Source organism: Providencia sp. R33 (assembly GCF_019343475.1).
Classification (GTDB): Bacteria; Pseudomonadota; Gammaproteobacteria; order Enterobacterales; family Enterobacteriaceae; genus Providencia.
The window spans coordinates 4,359,838-4,384,902 of sequence record NZ_CP072453.1 but is presented as its reverse complement, the minus strand read 5'-3'; the positions used below and the strand labels follow the sequence as shown (position 1 = coordinate 4,384,902).

Here is a 25,065-nt window from a genome sequence, read left to right as displayed (position 1 = left end):
AAATTAATAACTGCTGCTTGACTTTTTAACGTCGTAACCCAGCGTGTTTAATAAATTTGCTAATAAGCTTGATGCGCCAAAACGGAAGTGGCGGCTATCAGCCCAATTGTCACCTAAAATTCGGCCTGCTAATGCTAAGTAATCGGCAGCTTCTTCCGCAGTACGGACGCCACCCGCAGGTTTGAAACCAACGGTTTTTGCAACGCCCATATCACTGATAACTTGCATCATGATTTCTGCGCTTTCTAATGTTGCATTAACGGGTACTTTACCTGTTGAGGTTTTGATAAAGTCAGCACCCGCTTTAATTGAAATTTCAGACGCTTTACGAATTAACGCAGCATCTTTTAATTCACCCGTTTCAATGATCACTTTCAGTAGTACATTGGCAGCAGCACACGCGTCTTTACACGCTTTCACTAAATCAAAACCAATTTGTTCATTGCCTGCGATCAGCGCACGGTATGGGAATACAACGTCAACTTCATCCGCGCCATAAGCGATAGCCGCTTTGGTTTCTGCTAATGCGATGTCAATATCATCATTACCGTGTGGGAAGTTGGTTACAGTCGCGATGCGAACGTCAGGAGTACCTTGCTCACGCAGTGTTTTGCGCGCAATTGGAATGAAACGAGGGTAGATACAAATTGCCGCTGTGTTGCCAGCAGGGCTTTTGGCTTGATGGCATAATGCAATCACTTTTGCATCAGTGTCGTCATCATTTAATGTGGTTAAATCCATCAGGGTCAGCGCGCGTTGTGCGGCTGCTTTTAAATCAGTCATATAACTCTCCAACGTTATTAATTCTTCAGAACGACACGTTCTTTGTTGGCGAGCGGGCTTGGTTCCTTAAAGATGCCAGCCGGATGCTTCCGAACTGAGCAGCTGAGTTCCTTCTCACCGCACGATGCCCTAGAGCCATTTGACTCTGAGAACTAGCAGTTCCATTAGCAGCTTACTAGTGTCTATTTGACCATGGAACAGCGTCATTTTATGTGCTACAAATCACATTAATCGACTGAATGTTACATTATTAAATATAATTATGTGAATAAGATCTCATTATACCCGATCTATCTGTTAATTTATTCACTCAAATGGCTTTTCTAACCTTAGACAATCATTAATTGACTAAGTTAAGAATAGTTGAAATTTTGCCGTTGAACATAAAAGATAGCAAATGAATATAAACGATAAAAATAAAAGCGAAAGAGCAACGCCCTTTCGCTTTTATCGTGAACAGGTTTGATAAACCCGCTTATAATTCTACGCAATACTTTTATGCTAACGCAGCGGCACCCAAGGTCAAGAAGAAGCCTGCAATGGTCGCACTCATTAAGTTAGAGAGTGTCCCTGCCATTACCGCTTTCATCCCTAAACGCGCGACATCGCCACGGCGATTTGGTGCCATTCCGCCTAAACCACCCAGCAAAATTGCCACGGATGATAAGTTTGCGAAACCGCACAATGCAAATGAAATAATCGCTTTAGTATGATCAGACAGCACTTGCTTACCTGCTGCGATAACCTCTGCATCCGCCTTCATATATTCACCAAAGTTCATGAATGCAACAAATTCATTTACAACAATTTTTTGGCCGATGAATGAACCGGCGATAGTCGCTTCGCTCCATGGCACACCAATTAAGTACGCAATCGGCGCAAATAACCAACCTAATAACAGTTCAAGAGACAACTGAGGGTAATCGAACCAGCCACCGATACCACCTAAAATACCATTGATTAATGCAATCAATGCGATGAATGCTAATAACATAGCCCCGACATTCAGAGCTAATTGCATACCTGATGAAGCACCTGCTGCTGCGGCATCAATAATGTTTGCAGGGCGTTCGTCTTCGGCAACTAAATCAGTCGCGTTGACTCTATCACGCGCATCTTCTGTTTCAGGTACCATCAGTTTTGCGAATAACAGACCACCTGGAGCCGCCATAAATGATGCTGCAATCAGGTATTCCATTGGTACGCCCATTTGTGCATAACCCGCTAACACAGAACCCGCCACTGATGCTAAACCACCACACATAATCGCAAACAATTCAGAGGTGGTCATGGTTGCAATGTAAGGACGTACAACCAGAGGAGCTTCGGTTTGCCCAACGAAAATATTTGCGGTTGCAGACAGTGACTCTGTTCTTGAAGTTCCTAGCACTTTTTGCAGACCGCCACCTAAGACCTTGATGACTAACTGCATGATACCTAGGTAATAAAGTACAGCGATCAACGATGAGAAAAACACGATAATAGGCAGAACGCGAAAAGCAAAGATAAAGCCGCCGCCACCAAATAATTCGAACATTTTGTCGGACACTAAGCCGCCAAAAATAAAGCTCATACCATCTTGGCCATAACCGATGACTTTAGAGACGCCATCAGATATTCCTTGCAGTACGCTGCGCCCAGCAGGTACGTATAAAACTAATGCGCCAATTGCTAATTGAATAATAAAAGCACCGCCCACAGTGCGAAGTCTTATCGCTCGGCGATTGCTCGAAAATAGGACAGCTATCGCGATGAGTACCGCCATTCCTATAATACTCATAATGAGTTGCATGGAAGGATCCCTGTTCACTTGATTCTAGGTTGATATATAAGGAAACGTGTAAGTCTCCTTGACTCTTTGTGTCATGATTATACCTAGTCATCACCAATAACCCGCAATGTTCATCACAAATACGAGGTGCAAGAAACACTGAAAATTCAAATAGCGTGATAAAAATCACAAAAATAAGTCGGTTTTATCTGGAAAGAGACTAAAGGTGTCATATGTCATGGTAAAAGCTGAATGGATTAAATCAGGTAGGAAACAGATTTATATAAGCATTACTTATTGTTTTAACTGTTTTTACTTTGTCAGATTAAATAACGACAGGCTATTATTGTAAAGTTGTTGGGCGATTTCTTCTGGAGATTCGTGGCGAAGCTCACAAAATGAACGAAAAACCCACTCAATACGCTCTGGTCGATTGGGCTCACCCTGAAAGCCTGAAACAGGCATATCTGGCGCATCGGTTTCAAACAATAATGAGGAAAGTGGCAATTGCGACATCACATGGCGAGTTTTATTCGCACGATCATAGGTTATCGTTCCCCCCACACCAATATAATAACCTAATTTAACAAAGGCTTGTGCTTGGGATAGGCTCCCTGCGAAGCCATGTACCACCCCCCGAGCAGGCACATCAATACGGCGCAGTATTGCGGCTAGCGGATCATGAGTTTTACGTGAATGCAGGATCACGGGTAAATCGAATTGTTTAGCCAGTTTAAGTTGTGCGATTAACAATTGCTGTTGGCGCTCAAATTGAGGATTTTGCATGTATAAATCGAGGCCTATTTCCCCCACCGCGACACACTTTTTATTTTTTTGCGCAAGGTAATCTACTAACACATCAAAGTGTGCGTCTTGATACTGACTGATATACAGAGGATGAAACCCCATCGCGGCATGCAATTGCGAGTATTGCTGCGCTAATTGCCACACGCGAGCAAAGTTGTCTAAACTCACTGTTGGGATAACAATCTGTTCTACGCCACTTTGTTTTGCAAGGTGTAAACTTTCAGTGAAGTCGTCACTAAAAGGTGGAAAATCAAAATGGCAATGTGTATCAATAAATTGTGTTTTATCCATTACGATTTTCATTCACTGGCAATATGATTGAAGGCGCCTCGGCGAGCACTTCAGGCACTAGTGTATTTTGCTCTGAAGGCTCAATATCAATCTCAAGGGGATTGCGTTCTATCTTACGCGCTAAAGTTTGGCTGAAACTATTTTCGTTCTGATTAAACCCTGCGCCAAGTGCAGCAATAAAGTAACGCCCACAACGTCGTCCGGTGTGATAGTCTTCATTTAACGAAGAGACTTTACTGCCCAGCGCACTGCTTTTCAGCGGAACAGGCGGGTAAATTTCGAAAACCTGCACATCTTTAGGTGGGTTTTCAATGAATTCTTGTGTTTTGCGGTAGCTTTTCAAGTGTACTTTCAGCATCGCCGCCATACGTTGTAGCCCGTTATTATCCCCCTCCAGCCAGCGTGTCATTCTTTTCACCCATTCAGGGGTGAAATACATTTGGGAGGGTACTGTGCGGATCACGACAATAGTTTCAGCCCCGCGTCGGTAGGCTTCTTCAACCGGAATTGCCGCGCTAATGCCGCCATCATGGTATCGCGTACCATCAAACTCAACCCCTTCGCGGTAGAACCCAGGAATGGCACTCGATGCGCGAATAATATCCAGCCAAGTGTCTGCATCAGGTTGTAAAAATTCAGCGGAAAAATCATCACTACGGCTAGCGCCCATATAAAATTCACGGCCTGAATCCAATAAATCCAGCCCTGCTTCAATTCGTAAAGGAAATTCTTTTGCCGTGGTTTCTATCAGCCAGTCTAGGTCAATGAGGTGACCACCACGGATAAAACGCAGTGGATTAAAAAACGCAGAATTGGTGGTATAGCGGGTGATCACACGGCGTGCATAACCTGCTTGCCCACAAATATAAGCAGATAAATTTTGCGCTCCTGCGGAGGTGCCAATCATTAAATCGAATGGATTAAAGTCAGAAATCAGAAACTCGTCCAGTACACCCGCAGTAAAAATCCCTCGCTGCCCGCCACCTTCACAAATCAGTGCGGTCTTTCCCGAGTTGATATTATCTAAAAATGCGAGCGGCTCAATGGTGCCTAAAGTAACTGAAACGTGTTTTCCCATAATATCCCTGAATAGCTTGAACGCTTTAATGGACTCAAAAACAGAATGAGCTTCCCTTTGAAAGCTCATCCTAGCGAAATTGTACAATAAATATTCAACAATTTGGGCTATTGAGACATTTCTTACAGATTAGTTAGCAAGCACTAATCCATTTTGCACAGATTTCACACCATTAACGCGGGAAGCAACCTGCGTAATTTTATCGATTTGATCCGCAGATTTTACGAAACCGGAAAGGTAGACCACACCGTTAACGGTTTTTACAGATACGCTATTACTGGAAATTCCTTTGGTACCCAGTAACTTACCTTTCACATCCGCAGTAATTGCTGAATCATCAACGTATTCGCCTGTACTTTTTGCACCGCTAGAAATCGCATTACCTGTATCTTTACCCGCCATTTCAACAGTTTTTGCCGCGCTATCCCACGTTTCAGAGGCTTGTTTTTTTAGCGCACTATCTGATGATGAGCTGCATGCAGTGAGTACAAAGCTCAGTCCAATAGCAGTTAAACTACTTAATAGTATTGCCTTTTTCATAAGAACCTTCCTTTCACTGTGGTGGATGAGTCAACATTACTAGCCTAAGTAAAAAAATGGAAAAAATAAAGAGCTTCAAGGGTAAAGACAGAATATTCTTGATGAAATAGTTTTAAAGACAGGGAAAGGCTCTTAAAAGGAGCATTAGGAAGAGACAACCCGCTACTTCATAATGAAATAGCGGGTTAAAAACAAGATTAGTGTTCGCGCGTTTTACGGAATCGAACGTCTGGGTAACGTTCGCTGGTCAAATTGAGATTCACCATCGTTGGGGCGATATACGATAAGTTATCACCACCATCAAGGGCTAAGTTTTGCTCATTTTTGCGCTTAAATTCTTCGAATTTCTTCGCATCATCGCACTCAACCCAACGTGCCGTAGAAACGTTAACCGCTTCATAAATTGCTTCAACGTTGTATTCGCTTTTCAGACGCGAAACCACCACATCAAACTGCAGCACTCCCACCGCACCCACGATTAAATCGTTATTGGTTAATGGACGGAACACCTGCACAGCGCCTTCTTCAGATAACTGAACCAGCCCTTTAAGCAGCTGTTTTTGCTTCAGTGGGTCACGTAAACGAATACGACGGAACAGTTCTGGTGCAAAATTCGGAATGCCCGTAAATTTCAGTTCTTCACCTTGCGTGAACGTATCACCAATTTGGATGGTTCCATGGTTGTGCAGACCAATGATGTCCCCTGCGTAGGCGTTTTCGACCTGAGAACGATCCCCCGCCATAAAGGTCAATGCATCGGAAATCACCACGTCTTTTTTGATACGAACTTGACGTAACTTCATGCCTTTTTCATACGTGCCTGAAACAATACGCATGAACGCAACGCGGTCACGGTGTTTCGGGTCCATATTGGCTTGAATTTTAAAGACAAAGCCCGTGAATTTTTCTTCTGTGGCTTCAACTTCACGTACGTCAGTTTTGCGAGCTTGCGGCGCCGGTGCCCACTCCACTAAGCCATCTAGCATATGGTCAACACCAAAGTTACCTAATGCAGTACCGAAGAAAACAGGCGTCAGCTCACCTTCTAAGAAGGCATCATGGTCAAATTCGTGAGAAGCACCTTGAACTAGCTCTAATTCATCACGTAATTGCGCTGCCAGCTCATCACCCACTGCAACGTCCAGATCAGGGTTATTTAACCCTTTGATAATACGGACTTCTTGAATTGTATGACCTTGACCTGTTTGGTAAAGGATGGTTTCGTCACGCAGTAAATGATAAACACCTTTGAATAATTTACCGCAACCAATAGGCCAAGTGATTGGGCAACAAGCAATTTTCAGCTCATTTTCCACTTCATCCAGCAGCTCCATTGGGTCACGAATATCACGGTCAAGTTTATTCATGAAAGTCAGGATTGGCGTATCGCGCAGACGGGTAACTTCCATCAATTTACGGGTACGATCCTCAACCCCTTTACCGGAGTCGATGACCATCAAACAGCAGTCAACCGCGGTTAATGTACGATACGTATCTTCCGAGAAGTCTTCGTGCCCCGGGGTATCGAGTAGGTTAACTAAGCAATCATTGTACGGAAACTGCATCACAGACGTAGTAATAGAAATACCACGTTGCTTTTCCATTTCCATCCAGTCGGATTTTGCATGTTGATTTGAGCCACGGCCTTTTACTGTACCTGCACGTTGGATAGCGTGCCCAAACAGCAATACTTTTTCTGTAATCGTGGTTTTACCCGCATCGGGGTGAGAGATGATAGCAAACGTTCTACGCGTGCTAACTTCCTGTAGAAAATTCTGATCTGTCATTTAACCGTTCTTTTCGTCTGAATACAGATTTATAGCGGCACGCGGCTTGGCTCAATGTGGCACTTCGCGGTGCAAATCCGTGTTGTTAAACATAATTGGTGGATATTTTCGCAGATCTTGGGGGTATTAACAATCAAAGCATCGAGGTACGGCGAAAACAATACCCCGATGTAACGTAGAAATGGCTTAAATAACGAACATATTAGGCCAAAATCAATTGAGTGATTTCATCGCCTAACGCCTGAGTGCTCGCATTTCCGCCCATATCACGCGTCAAATGGCGGCGCTCTTTAATCGCTGTTTCCACCGCAGCCATAATGCTATCGTGCATTTCAGGGCAACCTAAGTGTTGCATCATCATCGCTGCCGCCCAAATAGTGCCTATTGGATTAGCAATATTTTGCCCTGCAATGTCTGGCGCTGAGCCATGTACAGGCTCAAACATGGATGGAAACTCTTTTTCTGGGTTGATATTGGCAGACGGTGCAATCGCAATGGTTCCCGTACAAGCAGGGCCTAAATCAGACAAAATATCACCAAATAAATTTGACCCAACAATCACATCGTAAAATTCAGGCATGCGCACTAAATTTGCTGCAAAAATGTCAATGTGGAATTGATCGACTTTGATCTCTGGGTAGGACTTAGCCATCTCAGCCACACGGCTATCCCAATACGGCATGGAGTGGAATAATCCATTAGATTTAGTGGCAGAGCTCAGGTGTTTTTTCTCACGAGTTTGCGCTAATTCAAACGCATATTTTAAAATACGATCTGTACCTTTACGGGTAAAAATACTTTGTTGTAGCACCATTTCATCTTCCGTGCCTTCATATTGAATCCCGCCAATGGCGGAATATTCCCCTTCCACGTTTTCACGCACCACATAAAAATCAATATCCCCTGGTTTTTTATCTGCTAGAGGGCATTTAATCCCTTCAAATAAACGAACTGGGCGCAGGTTAACATATTGGTTAAATGCACGGCGAATCGGCAACAATAAACCCCATAACGAAATATGGTCAGGTACACCTGGGAAGCCTACTGCCCCCAGGAAAATCGCATCAAACTTTTTCAATTGTTCTAAGCCATCTTCAGGCATCATGCGCCCAGTGCGATGGTAGGTTTCACATGACCAATCAAAATGTGTAAAGTTGAGTTTTACATTGTGTTTACTGGCGGCGGCAGCTAAAACTTTTAACCCTTCTGGGATCACTTCCGTACCAATACCATCCCCCGGAATAACCGCTATGTTGAATTGTGACATGGTGAAAACCTCTGATAAATGAATTAGGTGTGTTTTTCTCCAGTTTAGGGATTGCTGTGATAAAGTATAGACATGAACTGTAATCCTTAGGTTTACAAACTATGAACAAGCTTCCTGCGTTAGAGGACATTCGTGTTTTTGTCACCGTCGCCCGTTTAATGAGTTTTTCTCAAGCGGCAGCGCAGCTATTGGTTTCACCCGCGTATATTTCTAAGCGGATCAAATTGTTGGAAGAAAACCTAGGGCAAACGCTATTTTTTCGAAGTGCTCGCTCGATCAAGCTGACCCATGAAGGGCAAATTATTCTACGCAGTAGCGAATTGATGTTAGCGGAACTTGAGCACATGCAAGAAGCGCTCAACGCCTGTCGCGAAGAAATCCGTGGTTCACTGCGGATCAGTTGCAGCACAGGGTTTGGCAGCACCTATATCAACCCATTTATCCTGTCATTACGCGCTCAATACCCTTTATTGGCTATCGACCTCACGTTAACGGATAAATCCGTCGATATTATCAATGAAAACATTGATGTGGATATTTGTATTGGCGGCACTATCTCCGATCAATTTATTGCACGGCGTATCGCAACAAACCAGCGCATACTTTGTGCAGCGCCCCGTTATTTAGAAAAAAATGGCTACCCGAAATACCCACAAGAGCTTGAGCAAAAGCATTTTTGTATTGCCATTAAAGAACGCAACCAAGCACCTGCGGTATGGAAGCTAGCGCAAAACCAAGAGAATATGACCGTTACCCCTAATAGCAAGCTCACCGTGAATAATGGTGAAGTTGCTAAACAGTGGTGCTTAAGCGGGGAAGGCATTCTACTGCGCTCCTTATGGAGCGTCTTACCCGAGTTAGAATCGGGACAGCTCGTGCGCGTCCTCCCAGAATGGTACCAAACCGCCGATGTTTATGCCGTTTATTCGAGAAGTATTCGAACAAGTGCTAATCTTAGAGTTTTCATTGAAAACCTCGAGCAGTACCTTACGGCCCATTTGCAAAATGGATTTATGGCAAAACCTTCAGTAAAGGTAGATAGCAATTGATAACAGAGACAGAGACATTCAAAGAACGTTTATTAAAGCTGCTCAAGCAAAAGAAAATGAGCCAACTTAAGGCCGCACAAGTCCTTGGTGTCTCTCGAACCGCCGTCAACAAGTGGACAAAAGGCGGTATGATTGACGAAGACAACCTTGATAAGCTCGCCACGTTACTGGATGTCGATAAAATTTGGTTAAAATACGGCGAATACACCAATAACCAAATTACTGTCACCAATGCAGGTGTCATGCGCAACATCAACGAAGTACATCTGCAAGAGTCTGCCGATATTGTGACGTGGGAATGGGATTTGCTCACTGGCGAATTAAACTACTCAGATAACGTCGAAGCCGTTTATGGCATTAAAATCACGACCAACGAAGATTTTTGGGCTTTAATGACGCCTGAATCCAAAGAAAAGTTGGTGAATGGTTACTCAAAAATCATTCGTGAAGGTGGTGCTCACGAAATGGATTTTAAAATTAACTGGGAAGGCGAATACCGTTGGATCACCTCCCGCGCAACAGGCGTTAAAGGTCCAAATGGCAAAGTGACGAAATTAGTTGGGATCAGTCTTGATAATACCGAACGTAAAAATAACGAATTACGTCTGCGAAAAATCAAATCCTACTTTGATGTTTTACTTTCCCACTTCAACCACTTAGTCGTTTTCACAGATAAAGCGGGGGAAATTCTCGCCAGTAATTTACATAATCAATCCACTGAAATTGACTACCTCGAACTACAACGTTTATTGTACCAACTCGTGATTAACCACAAAACTTGGCTAGAAGACGTATGCCAAGCGGGTCGCGGGCAAATTGTTTTCCAAGATAAGCAAATCACTGCATATCAACACGTTAATGATGAAAACCAACCGTTTTTGATGTTTGAACTCAAACAAGCTTAATGATTTACCCCACATGTTACAGTGGGGTGAGTGGTTTATAAATCAAGCACTAAGCGTTTACTTTTCGCCCGAGAAACACACAGCATCATGGTTTTTTGCACCGCTTTTTCATCATCGTCTAAATAATGGTCGCGATGATCCGCTTCACCTTCAAGGATCGCCGTTTCGCAGGTTCCACAAACCCCATTGCGGCATAAACATTCCACATTAATGCGCTTATCTGCTTCGATAACCTGTAAAATAGACATGTCTTTGCCAACTTCTAGGCTAAAGCCTGAGCGCTGAAAGTGAACTTCGAAAGATTCCCCTTCACTGGCAACCTCACCAAAGTTTTCAAAATGGACGTGTGATTCTCCAAGATGTTGATTCCCTTTTTCAATCACCGTATTAATTAATGATTGCGGGCCACACACATACACATGACTTGATGAGGGCTGGGACTGAATTAACTGCTCAACAGGCATCCTTTGCCCTTGGCTACCATCATAAAGATGCAAGCGCGAGCCGATACGTTCTTGTAAATGTTCGATAAACGCAGCGGTTTTCGCATCACGAAAGCAATAATGCAACTCGAAGTCCATGCCGCCTTGCTCTAATTCATATAAATAAGACAAAAACGGTGTGATGCCAATTCCCCCTGCAATTAGCAAGTGCTTGCACTGGCTATCTTGTTCAAGGGAAAAGAAATTTTGAGCAGGTGAAAGATGGATACAATCACCAACAGACAGCTGCTCATGCATAAATGCCGATCCGCCTTTCGAGTTTTCATCGCGCAAAACTGAAATACAGTAACTACCACCGTGTTTTGGGTCGCTAATCAGCGAATAAGCACGCTGTAACCCCGTTTGCTCCCCCATATGCACGGTGACATGGCTACCAGCACTAAAAGGCAAGAAACTGCCCTCTTGGGCGACAAATTCGAACATTTTAATCGTTGAGCTAACCTGTTCAATTCGGCTGACATTCACTGCAATTTTTTCTTGGCTCATCACCGTTTCCCTCTTATTAGCCGATATCTAAGCACAGGTATTTGATACTTAAGTAGTCTTCGATGCCATATCGAGACCCTTCTTTTCCGAGCCCTGATTGCTTAACGCCACCGAATGGCGCCACTTCATTAGAAATCAACCCTGTGTTGATCCCCACCATGCCACTTTGCAATTTTTCAGCAACACGATAGACACGGTTCACATCACGGGAGAAGAAGTAAGCCGCTAGCCCATAAATCGTATTGTTTGCTCGCGTAATAACTTCATTTTCATCCTTAAAGCGGATCAATGTTGCAATAGGGCCAAAGATTTCTTCATGCACGATATCCATTGAATCATCAACATCCACCAGCACTTTTGGATTGAAAAAATGGCCTTGCTCTTTGATTTCATTACCCAATACCAGCTGTTTTGCACCTTTTGCCAATGCGTCTTGTAATAGTGCATTCATGCCATCAATAGCTTTAGTGGTAATCATCGGCCCGATATCTGTACCAACATCCACCCCATTCCCAACTTTCAACTTGGCGACTTCTGCAACAAATTTGGTCTTAAATTCGTCGAAAATAGCATCATGAAGGTAGAAACGGTTAACGCAGACGCAGGTTTGCCCACCATTGCGAAATTTCGCTTGAACTGCACTGGTCACCGCTTTATCAATATCGGCATCCTCGAAGACAATAAACGGCGCATTTCCGCCAAGCTCTAGTGACGTTTTCTTGATGGTTGAGGCACATTGTTCCGATAGCACACGGCCGACTTGTGTTGAACCTGTAAATGAAAACTTACTGATAAGCGCATGTTTTGTCAGCCGTTCACCTACAATTCGAGAATCCCCAGTGATGACGTTAAATATCCCTGCTGGAATACCGGCTTCATCCGCCAGCTGCGCTAATGCGAGAGCAGTAAAAGGTGTTTCTGTCGCGGGTTTAATAATAATGCTGCACCCTGCCGCCAAAGCCGGTGCCGCCTTACGCGTGATCATCGCCGCAGGAAAATTCCACGGAGTGATAGCGCTACAGACACCAATCGGCTGTTTTATTGTTGAAATGCGGTTACTGCCAACGGTTTGAGGGATAGTTTCCCCATACGCGCGCTTACCTTCCTCCGCAAACCATTCAATAAAAGAAGCCGCATAGCGGATTTCCCCTTTGGCTTCATGTAGCGGCTTGCCTTGCTCAAGGGTCATGATAAGGCCGAGATCGTCGACATTGGCTTCGATCAGCTCAAACCAACGGCGTAAAATGATTGAACGGGTCTTCGCGGTCAGTTGTTTCCAACCTTCCATTGCTCGGTGAGCCTGTTCAATCGCCTCATCCACTTGCGCTGCCGTTAGGCTGGGAATATTTCCCAGCACAGATTGGTCAGCAGGGTTAGTCACAGGAATTTTTTTATCTGAATCAACCCATTGCCCGTTAATATAACAAGACTGGCGAAAAAGCGTTGGGTGAGTGACTGTCTGCATGTGTGACGACTCCTTTGGTGATTATTCAAAAATTATTCAGTATGTGCGCCAGCAACAATTTTGTGGAAGTGTGCCACGCCATGCTCACTGATCCCACTGCGCTGCCTATCCGCCATAATGCGTCCTTGGCCACGATAGCCACGGGATCTCAGCCCTTTTTGAACACTTTCAACTAAACGCAAATCTTCTGGGCGGAACACAGTGCGATACCATTCCACTAAGTTTTTCTGATATTCCGTCAGCTCTTCATTAAGGAAATAAATATCATAGTGCTGCAAAGTCTCCCCTGCGCTCACTGGAAATTCATAAATAACGGTCATAAAATCCCCACCCGGCGGCATGTTGAACATAGTGCTTGGCCAAATCCAAAAACCAAAGAAGCGCGGGTCTAAAACTGATTCATCAAACTGATAGGAGGAATCAGATGGCTTGGCTTTACCAATTTGTACCGTCCAATTATCCAGAAGTTGATGTTCGTAAACATTCACATCTACAGAGCTGGCGAAACTGACGTGGTTTGTTGGGCAGTGATAACATTCAATATAGTTATCAACGATTGTTTTCCAGTTTGCTGGTGTACGGCTAACAAAACGCGCTGCCAGTTTTAAATCGCCAATCACCGCGCAGGCTTCTTGCATTTTTTCAGCTAGGCCTGGCAGTTGTTCTTCAATCGGCTGTGGCTCACCCACCGTCATATTCACATAAATAAACCCTGCATGTTCAGTCACATGGAAGCTGCTTAGTGACATCGCATCAGACTCAAAGTTATTCACGTTTTCACAGTTTGTCGCATGGGCTAACTGACCATCGAGTTTGAACGCCCACGCATGGTAAGGGCAGGTAATCACATTTTTAACTTTACCGCTGTCACCACTAATTAATTGGTGCCCACGGTGAGGGCATACGTTATAAAAACCACGTAGGACATCATCACGACCGCGTACAATCACTAAGCTTTCGCCAATTAATTCACGGGTGATATAGGAATTTTTTTCTTTAACTTCACTAATATGGGCAACGCAAACCCATGAGTTAGCAAAGATTTTTTCTTTTTCATATTCAAAAATATCATTAGATGTGTAATAACGTGCAGGGATTGTCCATGCGTTATCAATATCAAGGTGATCATTAATCGAAATGACTTTTGCTGCATTGCTCATAATTGCCCTCACTTATGTAAACTTATAGTTAACATCTTTTGCACAGATGTTAACGAAGATCGCATAAATGATCAAACAAAATATTGGGCAACATTCAGACGAAAACATTTAATCAATTAAAATCAATGCACTGAGTTATAAATAATTAATTTTAATGTTAACGCTCAGTTAATTACTTGTTGACTACGCAATCTTTGCATGGCTATTCTCTGTAAACCCAAAGTAACCATACACCCGATGTACCCTTAAAAAATAAACAGGCATTCCCTGCAAGCCAACTCTCATAAAAGACAAAAAATAAGTGAGCAACTGGAGAAGAGGTATGATGAATCATAAGAAATCCGTATTTTACGTGTCGTTAGCCATTAGCTTGGCTATTATCAGTGTGGGCGCGTTTATCCCAGACAAACTGGAAGCATTTTCACATTCTGCTCTGAGCTTTATCTATAACAACCTAGGCTGGTTTATTCTAGGTTCCGTCTTTATCTTTTTTAGCTTTTGCATGTTCCTTGGTTTTTCTAAATTCGGTCATATTCGTCTTGGTGATGATAGTGATAAACCCGAATACAGTACGGTGACATGGATTGCCATGTTATTTAGTGCATCTATCGGTATTAGCTTGATGTTTTGGGGGGTTGCTGAGCCAGTCTCTTACTATATCAGCCCTCCGATTGGCCAAGGCTCAACCGAGCAATCGGCAAAAGCAGCAATGCAATATGTTTACCTACATTGGGGGGTTTCCGCATGGGCTTGTTATGCGTTAGTCGGTGTTGCCCTTGGTTATTTCCAATTCAGAAAAAAGCTACCTTCATCAATTAGTTCCGTTTTCTATCCCTTAATTGGCGATCGTATTTATGGTTCTGTCGGTAAGCTAATTAATGTGTTAGTGATGCTTTCCGTTGTAATTGGAATCGCCACCTCATTGGGGTTTGGTACACTGCAAGTTAACAGTGGAATGAATTACTTATGGGGACTCCCTATTAGCATTTACGTGCAGGTTGGGTTAATTGCAGTTATCACTGTTGTTTATATCGCATCAACCATTTCAGGATTACAAGGGGCGATTAAACACCTATCAAACCTGAATATAATCCTTGCTTTAGCATTGATGGCATTTATCTTTATCTCTGGCCCAACACAAACCATTTTGAAAGTATTGTTCCAAGGTATTGGCGACTATGTGCAAAACTTTGTCAGTATGTCATTTCGTACCGAGCCTTATAATGACGGTACTTGGATTGCTAACTGGACACTGTTTTACTTCGGCTGGTGGATTGCTTGGGCGCCATTAGTGGGTAGCTTTGTTGCACGCATTTCAAAAGGCCGAACCATTAAAGAATTTATGATTGGCGCAGTATTTATTCCAGTATTAAGTGCATTTGCATGGTTTGCCGTGATGGGAGGTTCTGCAATTCACTTAATTCAAAATTTAGGGCAAACCGCACTCGCCGACGCAGTAAAAACCGATGTAACGTCAGCGCTATTTAAATTCTTAGATTATTTCCCTGCATCCACTTTCATTAGTGTGCTTGCCATTGCGTTAGTGCTGATCTTCTTTATTACTTCAGCAAACTCCGCGGTATTTGTATTGGGAATGGTCAGTGAAAACGGTAACCCGAACCCGTCTCACATCACCAAAATCATTTGGGGTGTTGTGATTGCTGCAATTGCTGTTGTACTTATCATGACAGGTGGGCTATCTGGCTTACAATCAGCGTTAGTTGCCATGGCAGTTCCCCTTTCCATGATGATGCTAGTGATGTGTTATTCCACCTATAAAGGGCTAAATGAAGAATTGAATGCACAGGCTACAGCCAAAAAGCAGATAAAAGAGCCTCTTTCTATTGCTAATGAACCGGTGTTACCAGAGCCCGAGAAGTAATTAGTCAGTGAATTAATAATGCCTCAATAACAAAAACCCCAGAACATTTGCCATGTGCTGGGGTTTTTTACTCACTTTCAGGGGCAATTATTGGAAGCCAAATAGCGTGAGCGCTAAAACTAATGCGTCTTCTCGACCTTTTTTAGCAGGGTAGTAGTCTTTTCGTACAGTGACCTCATGAAACCCGAGCTTTTCATATAAATGCAATGCAGAGGCATTTGATTCTCGAACTTCTAACCAAAGCGTCATAATACCTTTATTAATCAGCTCACTAATCAACTGTTCCAGTAATAAACGCCCGTATCCCCTACCTTGAAAATCAGGGTGAATAGCGATATTAAATAATGTTGCTTCATCAAGAACACATTGTGTTATCGCATAACCAACAATCTGATTATTAACAGAAATTTTTAGGTTATGATACCTTTCCCCTTGATTTCCATAAAAAACCCGCTCAGTCCATGGAAAATCATGGCTTAACTTCTCAATTAAGAAGGCAGTAGCAAGGTCAGATTGCTTTAGTGTTGAAATTTTCATCATATTGATAAATTTGTTTCCATAGTGCCTGTTTGGCGCTAATACTCGTCATAAGTTCAGACAAAACAGGTGAAAAGTACGTCATTTTTGAACCTTCTGGATGGACTTCTCCCCCCAGAACCCAACAAGGAATTGTTATTGGCGTTGGGATTAAATTTAGCTGCTCAGAATTAATACAAACCACATCATCTTGTGCAATTTGCATTGAGAGAAAAATATCTTTTAACAGCTGACTATTTAAATCAAGGTTCTCATCAGTAATAATAATAAGCTTAGTCGACGCTGGGATCCTGACACCACGTTCACCACGTAACACAGCCGGATTTCTCACCATCCATTGAGTGATCCCCATTTGTTCTAAAAGCCTGTCACGTCGTGTCATTTATTTTTCCAGTCGCAATTTTACAACCCCATCTTATCAAAGGGGATTAATAGCGCCAACAGAGCAATGCGATTTCTCGCATTTCTGGTATGGTGTTAGCAGTTTTTATCATTTTAGGAGATTGACAGAATATGTCATTACTGACACCGGCCAGTGAAGTTATCCAGCGCCATCTTGAGCATTTTACGGATCGTCATGTCATTTTGGCTGGTGACATTCAGGATGAATTGGCTGCCACTCTCGAAGCCGCAAGCGTTCGCGTCGTAACCAATCAATACCACCGTTGGAAAAACCTACAGCCATTAATGGGTGAAATGGTTTTATTTTCAACAACAACACCTGCTGAATTTATCCAACCTTGCGATACGTTGATTTACTTCTGGCAAAAAAATAAGCAAGAAGCGTGCTTCCAACTGGACGACCTGTGCACCCATCTTGCTGCGGGTAGCCAAATTTTTGTTGTCGGTGAAAACCGCAGTGGCGTTAAAAGTGCTGAGTCCATTATGGAAGGCATCGCAACCTTACAAAAAATCGACTCTGCTCGTCGTTGTGGTTTGTATTATGGTGAATTAGAGCAACCAACGACCTTTGATATTGCACGTTGGTGGCGTCACTATGATCTTGATACTGTGAGAATTAATGCACTTCCTGGTGTGTTTAGCCATAATGAGCTGGATATCGGCAGTGATTTACTGCTTTCGACATTAACAGAACCAATGAAGGGCGATGTTCTCGACCTCGCTTGCGGTAATGGCGTTCTTGCAACCGTCATTGGTACGCAAAACCCAGATGTTAAGCTAACTTTAAGCGATGTTAGCGCCTCTGCATTAGATTCTGCAGCCTCAACACTTGAAGCCAATAAGCTCACGGGGACAGTGGTAGCAAGCGATGCTTACTCTGATATTCACGACAAATTCGATTGGATTATCTCTAACCCACCTTTCCATGATGGGCTAAATACCAGCTACAATGCCGTTGAAAACATGATTTACCAAGCACCTAAGTTCCTGAAAAAAGGTGGTCGCTTACGTATTGTTGCCAATGCGTTCTTGCCTTACCCTGACTTATTAGATAAAGCCTTTGGTAGCCATGAAGTGCTAGCAAAAACAGGTAAATTCAAGGTTTACCAAGCCACGAAACGCTAATTACTGGCTGTATTATCGCGCAATTTAACGGTCAGCCTAATGTGCTGGCCGTTTTTTAATCAAACAAAAAATTGATGATTAAAAAAATATTGACGTCCGCTAAAATTAGCCTAAAATCCGCTGCGTATTATCGTTGTTAGAAAAGTTAGATTTGGCATTGCGAGGGTGGCGGAATTGGTAGACGCGCTAGCTTCAGGTGTTAGTGTCCTATGGACGTGGGGGTTCAAGTCCCCCCTTTCGCACCACTAACTTTCAAATAAAACACGGTAATTCAGCATTGACGAAACAGTATTGCGAGGGTGGCGGAATTGGTAGACGCGCTAGCTTCAGGTGTTAGTGTCCTTCGGACGTGGGGGTTCAAGTCCCCCCTTTCGCACCACTGGTCAGTGAATATATTTCCCTAGAGCCCTGCTCGCATTCCTCTTAAACTTCCCAGTTTGCATTCAACTCAATTAACGCTTTCGCGAATCAAATTACCTTTGCAATACAAAAGCCATCAGAAAGCACAGCAATGAAACCACCGCTGGAATAATTAATAAGCGGCGAGAGCCCCGGTTAAATAACATCCCCGCTGTTGCGATCATCATAGTGATCATCACCACTTTTAGGTTATCAAACCCCATCTTGCTGAGAACATAAGCAATGCTCAGCAATACCACAGCAAAAACACCCCATAGACCTGCGCCTATACGCCGTAAACCTGCGGTTTTTGATATGCTAGTTGGCATCGTGACCTCAACAACCTTAAATGATAATGATTATCAATCATATCTTCTTTTTAGTGAATTTCAATCGTTTTTATTCAGAAACAACCATAAATTAACATGGTTTTTACAAAATAGATAACTTAAGAAAAACAATAAACGAAATGAATATCTTCAGGCTCAAGGGCGAATAGTTCTGGATCAGGTATTTTAATCAACTCGCATCCCATATATTGGTAAAAATGCACCGTATTTTCAGAGGGTGTTGCTGAGATATACAGGCCTTTCGCCCCTTTTTGCGTTGCAATGTCCACACATTGTTGGAATAACCTCCCTGCAAGCCCTTTGCCTCGATATGCGTGGCTCACGTGCAAAAAGGATAGTTGCAACAAATCCTTTTGCTCCCCTCGCCACATATTATCCACACTCGCAGCCGCAATGATTTTCCCTTCATCAAAAACCCCAAAAAAAATCGCCCCTTGGTCATAACTGTCTAATAAATGAGGGGTATAGGCCTCTGGTTCACCTTCAGGCCAGCCTTTCATATCAAAGCGCTGCTTCGAAAGCACCAGTTTGCCCTCTTGATGTAAATAAAGGTGTTCAATTAATTCAGTGCGATCAATTGACCAAACTGAAGGGATTTCATCTCGTTGTAGCTTGCGGATTTCTCTCATGTCTTGCTCTCATTACCTGCGCAAATATAAATGCACTTTATTGTTATCTAGTGAATTTGTGTCCCACGATAACAAGTAAAAAAACAAGTTCAACAATTTCAGTAGGCTGTTAAGTCAAGGTTGAAATAAAAACGAGGAATTGAAAAGAAATGGAGACGATAAAATAAAAATTCCCCACAACATCCGTATTGTGGAGAATTTACACTACAGGGTTGGTTTATTGCTTCAGTCCCATTGCATCACGCATGGTAAAGAACAAATCGGTTTGGTCAGTCAGGCCCATTACATTCGCAGCATGTGGGCCATAAGCCGCAACACGTAGCTGAGCACCTGTATGCTCTTGTGAATCATCTTCTTCAGAGTTGCCGTAATTCACCACCATCACAGAACCATCTTTGGTAATCAACGCTTGAGTTAAACCCGTTGATTTCGTGCCTTCAGGAATGATTTGGCTTGAGTGTGAATGGTCAGCCGTGACGATAACTAAGGTATCACCATGTTTTTTCGCGAAATCTAAGCCCACTTGTACTGCTTGGTCGAGGGCAACAGTTTCACCAATTTGGCCACATGGGTTGGCTTTGTGATCCTGTTTATCGATAGACGCACTTTCAACTTGCAAGAAGAAACCATTTGGGTTGACTTCTAATAGATCGATCGCCTTTTGCGTCATTTGCGCTAATGTTGGCGCATTTGGATCTAATTTCGGATTCGGTTTACACTCCAATGGCGCATTGTTGATGTTGCCATAATGCACGGCTTTCGGGCCTTCCCACGCAACGGTCATGTTGCCATCGTGGAATAATCCAAGCACAGGTTTGTCTTGGTTTGCCACTTTCACATCGTTCAGCGACTGTGCATCACGTACGATGGTGTAACCACGCTCAACGGCTTGTTGTTCAAGCGTTTTACCCTTGTAGTCACCCGCTTTCGCTTCTTGTTTGAAGCTCTTCGCACCACCGCCTAACGTGACATCTGCACGGGTCACCAGTAGCTGTTCTGAAATTGAACCACGACCGCCATTTTCAAGGGCATTGGTTCCACATTTTTCTGAGGTTTCTTCTGGGCCGTAACATTTACGTGCTGTCACGTGGGAGAATTGCGCCGCTGGCGTTGCATCTTGAATTTCAGAGGTCGTCACGTTACCTGTTGCTTTACCATTACGTTTAGCGATTTCAATTAAGGTTTCGTGGTCTTTACCGAACACATCAATCCCTAACGCGCCGTTGTAGGTTTTCACACCAGAAGACCATGCCGTTGCGGATGCCGCTGAATCTGTGACGTAATCAGGTTTTTGTGTCTTTTTATCTAACGCATAATGCGTATATTGGCCTGTAATTGGCAATGCATCGATACCTTTAAAGAAGCCAGAAGCCCCTTCTGCATAGTTACGTGCAACGGTGATTTCTGAATCGCCCATTCCATCGCCAATAAATAAAATGACGTTTTTCGCTTTGCCATTATGCAGTGCGGCTTTCATAATATCCGTTTGCTCGGTCGCTAAGCGGCGTGCGCCACCAAACTTGGTGATATCGCCTTGTGCTGCGCGGTTTTCTGAAACTGCATCATTTTTGTCCGCCGCATAAGCCGGAAGGGTGCTACCTAACATTAATGTGCTGACTGTGACAGCTAAAAGGGATTTCATAAAATTACCAGTCATAACTGTTTTCCTTGCCAATCAATAATGAAAAAAGAGGAAGTATGCTTCAAATAATGACTGGCATGCTAAAGTAGCCAGATGACAGTTGAATGACGCTTTTATGGCGAAATGAAGACGATTGTCATAAATGTGAAAAAAGCAGCGCATTATCCGCTGCTTTTTTTATTGAAATTAACGCACGATTACCACTGAGAAGTGAGCTGTTTAGTGCCTTCGTACAACGTTTCGCACCAAGATACATAATCGTGGCCACTGGGTAATTCGATGGCATCAACGAAATAGCCTTTATGTTTCAATACTTCCAGCAACTGGTAATGATTTTGAATGATCCCGCCCCAGCTTCCCCGTTGCTCAAATAACCCCGCTTCAAGGAAAAAACGAATTGGCTGCGGTGGCATCGTTTCTATTTCGCTGATTAACCATTCAGGGTCTTCCCCTTTTGGCGACCACCAATAAGACCCTGACATACTGAGAACGTTGCCAAATATTTCAGGGTGTTGTAGCGCATTCCATGTTGCCCCTAACCCACCAAAACTTGAGCCTGCAATAATGGTATGATCCGCTTTGGCATCAACACCTTTTTTCGCCAATTGTGGCATTAGTTCCTCCGCCAGCAATTGCGGGAAAAGCGCATTAGGAGGTAGCTCCTCACCACGCCTATCAGAACTAATGCTATCAACAAACACGATATTCATGGGTGGGAGAACGCCCTGATTCATCCAGCCATCAAAGAATTTCGCCATTTGGTAGGTATGAAGATAAATTTGCCCATCCAAAAGTACCAATACAGCAGGCTGCTTCATCGGCATATTTGGCCGGTACACGGTAATTTGCCGCTCGTTATTCAATATTTTGCTAGATAAGGTAAAAGTCTCTAACTGCCCTTTAATTTGGTTTTTTTCAATGACAGGAAATTGGCACTGGCGAATATTCGCTGCCAGTGATAGCAAGGAAAAACGGTTATATTTATCCGTTGAGGCAGAAGGAATGCTTTGTGAATTGTAAGGGTCAGCCTGTGCGGTGACTAAAATGGCTTTACGCTGTGCAAACCCGCCTTCTGGCACCGTTGGGATATCTGGGGCAATTTTATATTGGGTTAAGGTATCAGCTGGAATGATAAAAGAACGGTACCAAATATCTGTTCCTTCTATTTGTGCCATTCTTTCATGGTTACCTGAAGGCGCCCCGAGAATGTAGGCATTGGATTTTGCGCCGCGCCATAAAAATGTCGCCCGTTTTTGCCGACCTGCGAGGTCTTCAACCAGCGGTGTCCCTTGTGCGGCAACCGCCAGCCAAAACGCCTTAGTATCACCATGTTGATAATGTTCATCAAGCAGGCTTTGCAGTTTAGGGCTAATAGGCTCGTTATCTTTTTTAATCGCTAAAGGTAGATAATCGCTAACATCAAACTTGAGTTTCCATGCTCTCCCCGGAGAGCCTTGTAAATCAAGGTAATACACCCCGTTTTTTGGAACGATGTAATCCGCTGAATGGGGTTCTTTATCGGAACCATATGCCTGTAAAACACGCACAGGCTGCTTGTCTGCATTCAACAAAACGACCTGAGAGACCCCCTCGCCGCGCTGTTTAATAAAATCTTGCTGCGAAGCTTCAAAATAAACGCAGCTATGGCCTTCGCTATCATGTACGCCTTCTACAGAAGAAAGCTCACCTAAACGAATGCAGTCCGATTGCGAGGCCATCGCTGCACAGGAGAACAGAATACAACCTAAAAGCGGCAAAGATTTCACATCTAATTCCAAGGAGTCAACTGATAATAATTATTACTATCAAAAAACCTTTTTAAACTCAATGGGTCGCGGTATGTTTTTCCATCAATTGGTTAATCAACTGAAGAGCACTAAGTAATCGATGCTGTTGCTTTTGGGATATTTTCAAGTAACGCCTTGTTGCTGGCACACGGCTAACAAGCTCCGATGCGGTAAAAGGCTCGATTTCACAATGCCAGTGACCCTGATTAAACGTCATTTGGCATGAATTAAAATCTAACTCTTCCAGCGTCTCTCTAATAATTGGGTAGGCATTCAGCCAATCAATCACTTTTTGCCCATCCGCTTGCTTCGATACAAAATGAATGTGTTTTTTTCTCACGCTACCGCGCGTTTTCACGACAATTTTTGCATTTAAATTTTCATCACAAAAACCTGATACGGAAAAACGGCTGTATACAATAAATGCGAGAAATAATTTTCTAACACGCTCAGTGACGTTGACAGTCAACGAGGGTTGCGGCTGGATCAGAAGCACACCTGGTGCTCCCCACTCACACGGATAAAACGCCATGTCCCTCTCAATGCGATTCAACGTCAAACCAGCTTGATAACCTGCGGGTAATCTTTTCTTCGTCAAATTGCTCACTCGCTGCCATAACGAAGGTTTAGGCGAGGTTACGTAATGGCTCAAGTTGCACCTCCTCATGCTCTTCATCTCTAAAGGAATTAGAGAGAACCAATTCAACATCAACAGGTTTAAATGGATTCACTTTTTGAACAAACACCGTCCAAATCAATGCATAACCTGATGTTAAACCTAACATTATCGCAAATGGTATATACACATCCGACTTATTCATACCTGGAGGAGTGATATACACAATCGCTAAAATAATCCCCACACTTGAAATAATTTGTGGAATTGGGAAGAACGGTGAACGGTAAGCACGGTGTAAGTCAGGACGACGAATACGTAATAACACCACGGAAATCGTCACTAATAAATAAGCTGTTCCCCAAGAGCACACCGCCGCGAGCACTAATGGTATGATGCGGTCAAGGTCGCCTTGGATAGCAAAAGCATGCAAGCATGGGATCATCACAGCCACTAAAATACCGAATACGGGTGTTTTAAAACGAGGGTGCAAATACGTGAAGATGCGCGGCAATGCCCCATCCAATGCCATACCATATAAAATACGCGGTACAGCAGCCATCAGTGTATTGATAGTTGCCCCGCCCGCTAATAACAACGCGACACCAATCCAGTATTTACCAAATTCGCCCATTACACGCTCAGCAAATGCAGGGATTGCCATCGGTGTTTCCAGTAAGCGCGTGCCCGTTTGAGGATCAACCACCACGTTTTCAACTTGGTTAGCTAACGCCGCACCGAACAGCACCATACATAAGGCCACGCAGAATAAACCGGTTGTCATAGCACGAGGGATCACTTTGGCAGAGTTTTTAATTTCGGGTGCCATTGGTGTCACCAATTCACAGCCCACAAACATAAACATCGCCATGCCCACAAAGCTTAAAACCAGTGTCGGGTCAGAGATATTTAGCTCCGCACCAAACCACCCTTCCATTGGTACGTTAAATGGCAGCATCAAGCCTGTAATACTAAAAATCACCAATGTAGACCACATGGCGAAAGTCAGCACCACTTCAACCTTACCAAACGCTTCAATGCCGAAAGCATTTAAGATACCAAAGGTGACAACTAAACCAACACCAACCATCCACGATGAATTACTGGTTTCCAGTACGGTATTCAGGTGCTCAAAGTTCACGAGTGCCATAATTCCCGACAAAATGGTTTCTGCGGTTCCTGCAAAGACGTGCACAATCAAATAGGCGGATAGCGCGCCGGTGATAGCCCAAAAGCGCCCCATACCGCAAGAAATATAGTCATACACCGAGCCAGAGGTAGGTAGAATCGCCGCTGCCTCAGAAAAGGTGGTAAGCTGTGCCTGCATCATAATAAAGCTCAGCAGTACCGCTAACGCAAAAGTATCGCCACCAATACCAAATCCACTGGTGACCGTTAAAATAACAGGGCTCGCCATAATTAAGCCCGCAGAACTCGCCAGCGTCGTTGGAAACCCAACTTTCCCCTTTTCGAGGTGTGACGACAATTTTGAGGATAGATTCATTTTGTTTCCCTCTTGCTCACAACGCAGTCAAAGATGTGAATTTTTTGTAAAAATAGCGTGACTACATTGCCACTATAGAAAGAAGCACAAACCCGCCACCATCGTTCTAAAGAACGATACCCAGAGAGAGGGGGGAATTCTTGTAACTATCCGAAAAGTACCAAAAAAACCGACAGAAATAAAAATATACACTTGAATATCAATGCATAACGAACATTTCAGTCATTAATATATTAATAATTAATTGGCAAAAGATACCAAATCCCAACAAACCAAGGTCAAGCCACTTTTTATCAGTTT

General features: G+C 43.5%; 22 protein-coding genes and 2 tRNA genes. 6 read left to right on the top strand and 18 right to left on the bottom strand.

What is annotated here, in order from left to right; all coding sequences use genetic code 11:
* Window positions 1-3: 3 nt before the first annotated feature.
* From deoC to J6836_RS20340, 7 genes are all read right to left on the bottom strand, one after another.
* Entirely contained in the window at window positions 4-783 is a 780-nt protein-coding gene (deoC, locus tag J6836_RS20370; RefSeq protein WP_219245643.1) for a deoxyribose-phosphate aldolase, read from the bottom strand.
* Window positions 784-1,279: 496 nt separating this feature from the next.
* The gene (locus J6836_RS20365) at window positions 1,280-2,563 is read right to left on the bottom strand and encodes a NupC/NupG family nucleoside CNT transporter (RefSeq protein ID WP_219249570.1); all 1,284 of its coding nucleotides are present in this window, start codon (window positions 2,561-2,563) and stop codon (window positions 1,280-1,282) included.
* A 303-nt stretch (window positions 2,564-2,866) separates the two neighbouring features.
* Window positions 2,867-3,652, bottom strand: a complete 786-nt coding sequence (locus J6836_RS20360; RefSeq protein ID WP_255586275.1) for a TatD family hydrolase — start codon at window positions 3,650-3,652, stop codon at window positions 2,867-2,869.
* Window positions 3,645-4,730 (bottom strand): patatin-like phospholipase family protein, encoded by a 1,086-nt coding sequence (locus J6836_RS20355; RefSeq protein ID WP_219245641.1) that lies wholly within the window; start codon window positions 4,728-4,730, stop codon window positions 3,645-3,647. The genes J6836_RS20360 and J6836_RS20355 overlap by 8 nt, the downstream gene beginning before the upstream one ends.
* A 129-nt stretch (window positions 4,731-4,859) precedes the next feature.
* Window positions 4,860-5,270 (bottom strand): BON domain-containing protein, encoded by a 411-nt coding sequence (locus J6836_RS20350; protein WP_219245640.1) that lies wholly within the window; start codon window positions 5,268-5,270, stop codon window positions 4,860-4,862.
* Window positions 5,271-5,467: 197 nt separating this feature from the next.
* Window positions 5,468-7,057, bottom strand: coding sequence for a peptide chain release factor 3 (gene prfC, locus J6836_RS20345; protein WP_219245639.1), 1,590 nt, complete (start codon window positions 7,055-7,057; stop codon window positions 5,468-5,470).
* Between the two features lie 202 nt (window positions 7,058-7,259).
* Window positions 7,260-8,324 (bottom strand): tartrate dehydrogenase, encoded by a 1,065-nt coding sequence (locus J6836_RS20340; RefSeq protein WP_219245638.1) that lies wholly within the window; start codon window positions 8,322-8,324, stop codon window positions 7,260-7,262.
* A gap of 101 nt (window positions 8,325-8,425) precedes the next feature.
* On the opposite strand from J6836_RS20340, the gene J6836_RS20335 reads away from it, so the two are divergent.
* Window positions 8,426-9,373: a LysR substrate-binding domain-containing protein gene (locus J6836_RS20335; protein ID WP_219245637.1), complete on the top strand. Its 948-nt coding sequence runs from the start codon at window positions 8,426-8,428 to the stop codon at window positions 9,371-9,373.
* On the top strand, window positions 9,370-10,278 hold the full coding sequence (locus J6836_RS20330) for a helix-turn-helix domain-containing protein (protein ID WP_255586274.1): 909 nt from the start codon (window positions 9,370-9,372) through the stop codon (window positions 10,276-10,278). The genes J6836_RS20335 and J6836_RS20330 overlap by 4 nt, the downstream gene beginning before the upstream one ends.
* Window positions 10,279-10,313: 35 nt before the next feature.
* Here J6836_RS20330 and J6836_RS20325 read toward each other — a convergent pair whose 3' ends face one another.
* From J6836_RS20325 to J6836_RS20315, 3 genes are read right to left on the bottom strand one after another with little or no spacing between them, the layout of a single operon-like run.
* Window positions 10,314-11,267, bottom strand: coding sequence for a PDR/VanB family oxidoreductase (locus tag J6836_RS20325; protein WP_219245636.1), 954 nt, complete (start codon window positions 11,265-11,267; stop codon window positions 10,314-10,316).
* A 16-nt stretch (window positions 11,268-11,283) separates the two neighbouring features.
* Complete coding sequence (locus J6836_RS20320) at window positions 11,284-12,732, bottom strand: NAD-dependent succinate-semialdehyde dehydrogenase (RefSeq protein ID WP_219245635.1); 1,449 nt, start codon at window positions 12,730-12,732, stop codon at window positions 11,284-11,286.
* 32 nt (window positions 12,733-12,764) lie between these two features.
* Window positions 12,765-13,892 (bottom strand): aromatic ring-hydroxylating oxygenase subunit alpha, encoded by a 1,128-nt coding sequence (locus J6836_RS20315; protein ID WP_219245634.1) that lies wholly within the window; start codon window positions 13,890-13,892, stop codon window positions 12,765-12,767.
* A gap of 322 nt (window positions 13,893-14,214) precedes the next feature.
* On the opposite strand from J6836_RS20315, the gene J6836_RS20310 reads away from it, so the two are divergent.
* Entirely contained in the window at window positions 14,215-15,774 is a 1,560-nt protein-coding gene (locus tag J6836_RS20310) for a BCCT family transporter (protein WP_219245633.1), read from the top strand.
* Window positions 15,775-15,861: 87 nt separating this feature from the next.
* On the opposite strand, the gene rimI is transcribed toward J6836_RS20310, so the two are convergent.
* A complete protein-coding gene (gene rimI, locus J6836_RS20305) occupies window positions 15,862-16,314 on the bottom strand; it encodes a ribosomal protein S18-alanine N-acetyltransferase (RefSeq protein WP_219245632.1) in 453 nt (150 codons plus the stop codon).
* Complete coding sequence (locus tag J6836_RS20300) at window positions 16,283-16,693, bottom strand: DNA polymerase III subunit psi (RefSeq protein ID WP_219245631.1); 411 nt, start codon at window positions 16,691-16,693, stop codon at window positions 16,283-16,285. The genes rimI and J6836_RS20300 overlap by 32 nt, the downstream gene beginning before the upstream one ends.
* A gap of 131 nt (window positions 16,694-16,824) precedes the next feature.
* Here J6836_RS20300 and rsmC point away from each other — a divergent pair, with 131 nt between their 5' ends.
* From rsmC to J6836_RS20285, 3 genes are all read left to right on the top strand, one after another.
* Window positions 16,825-17,838 carry a 16S rRNA (guanine(1207)-N(2))-methyltransferase RsmC gene (gene rsmC / locus J6836_RS20295; protein ID WP_219245630.1) on the top strand — a complete coding sequence of 338 codons (1,014 nt, stop codon included), beginning with the start codon at window positions 16,825-16,827 and terminating at the stop codon, window positions 17,836-17,838.
* A gap of 159 nt (window positions 17,839-17,997) precedes the next feature.
* Window positions 17,998-18,083, top strand: a tRNA-Leu gene (locus J6836_RS20290).
* Window positions 18,084-18,131: 48 nt separating this feature from the next.
* Window positions 18,132-18,217: transfer RNA gene (locus J6836_RS20285), tRNA-Leu, on the top strand.
* A gap of 94 nt (window positions 18,218-18,311) precedes the next feature.
* On the opposite strand, the gene J6836_RS20280 is transcribed toward J6836_RS20285, so the two are convergent.
* The 6 genes from J6836_RS20280 to J6836_RS20255 all read right to left on the bottom strand — a co-directional run bounded on the left by J6836_RS20280 (window position 18,312) and on the right by J6836_RS20255 (window position 24,765).
* Complete coding sequence (locus J6836_RS20280) at window positions 18,312-18,566, bottom strand: DUF1435 family protein (protein WP_219245629.1); 255 nt, start codon at window positions 18,564-18,566, stop codon at window positions 18,312-18,314.
* A gap of 119 nt (window positions 18,567-18,685) precedes the next feature.
* Entirely contained in the window at window positions 18,686-19,216 is a 531-nt protein-coding gene (locus J6836_RS20275) for a GNAT family N-acetyltransferase (RefSeq protein ID WP_219245628.1), read from the bottom strand.
* A gap of 217 nt (window positions 19,217-19,433) precedes the next feature.
* Entirely contained in the window at window positions 19,434-20,873 is a 1,440-nt protein-coding gene (gene phoA, locus J6836_RS20270) for an alkaline phosphatase (RefSeq protein WP_219245627.1), read from the bottom strand.
* 182 nt (window positions 20,874-21,055) lie between these two features.
* Window positions 21,056-22,624 carry an alpha/beta hydrolase-fold protein gene (locus J6836_RS20265; RefSeq protein ID WP_255586273.1) on the bottom strand — a complete coding sequence of 523 codons (1,569 nt, stop codon included), beginning with the start codon at window positions 22,622-22,624 and terminating at the stop codon, window positions 21,056-21,058.
* Window positions 22,625-22,682: 58 nt separating this feature from the next.
* Window positions 22,683-23,297, bottom strand: a complete 615-nt coding sequence (locus J6836_RS20260; protein ID WP_255586272.1) for a DUF3156 family protein — start codon at window positions 23,295-23,297, stop codon at window positions 22,683-22,685.
* On the bottom strand, window positions 23,272-24,765 hold the full coding sequence (locus tag J6836_RS20255; RefSeq protein ID WP_219245625.1) for an APC family permease: 1,494 nt from the start codon (window positions 24,763-24,765) through the stop codon (window positions 23,272-23,274). Before J6836_RS20255 ends, J6836_RS20260 begins: the two co-directional genes overlap by 26 nt.
* Window positions 24,766-25,065: the final 300 nt, after the last annotated feature.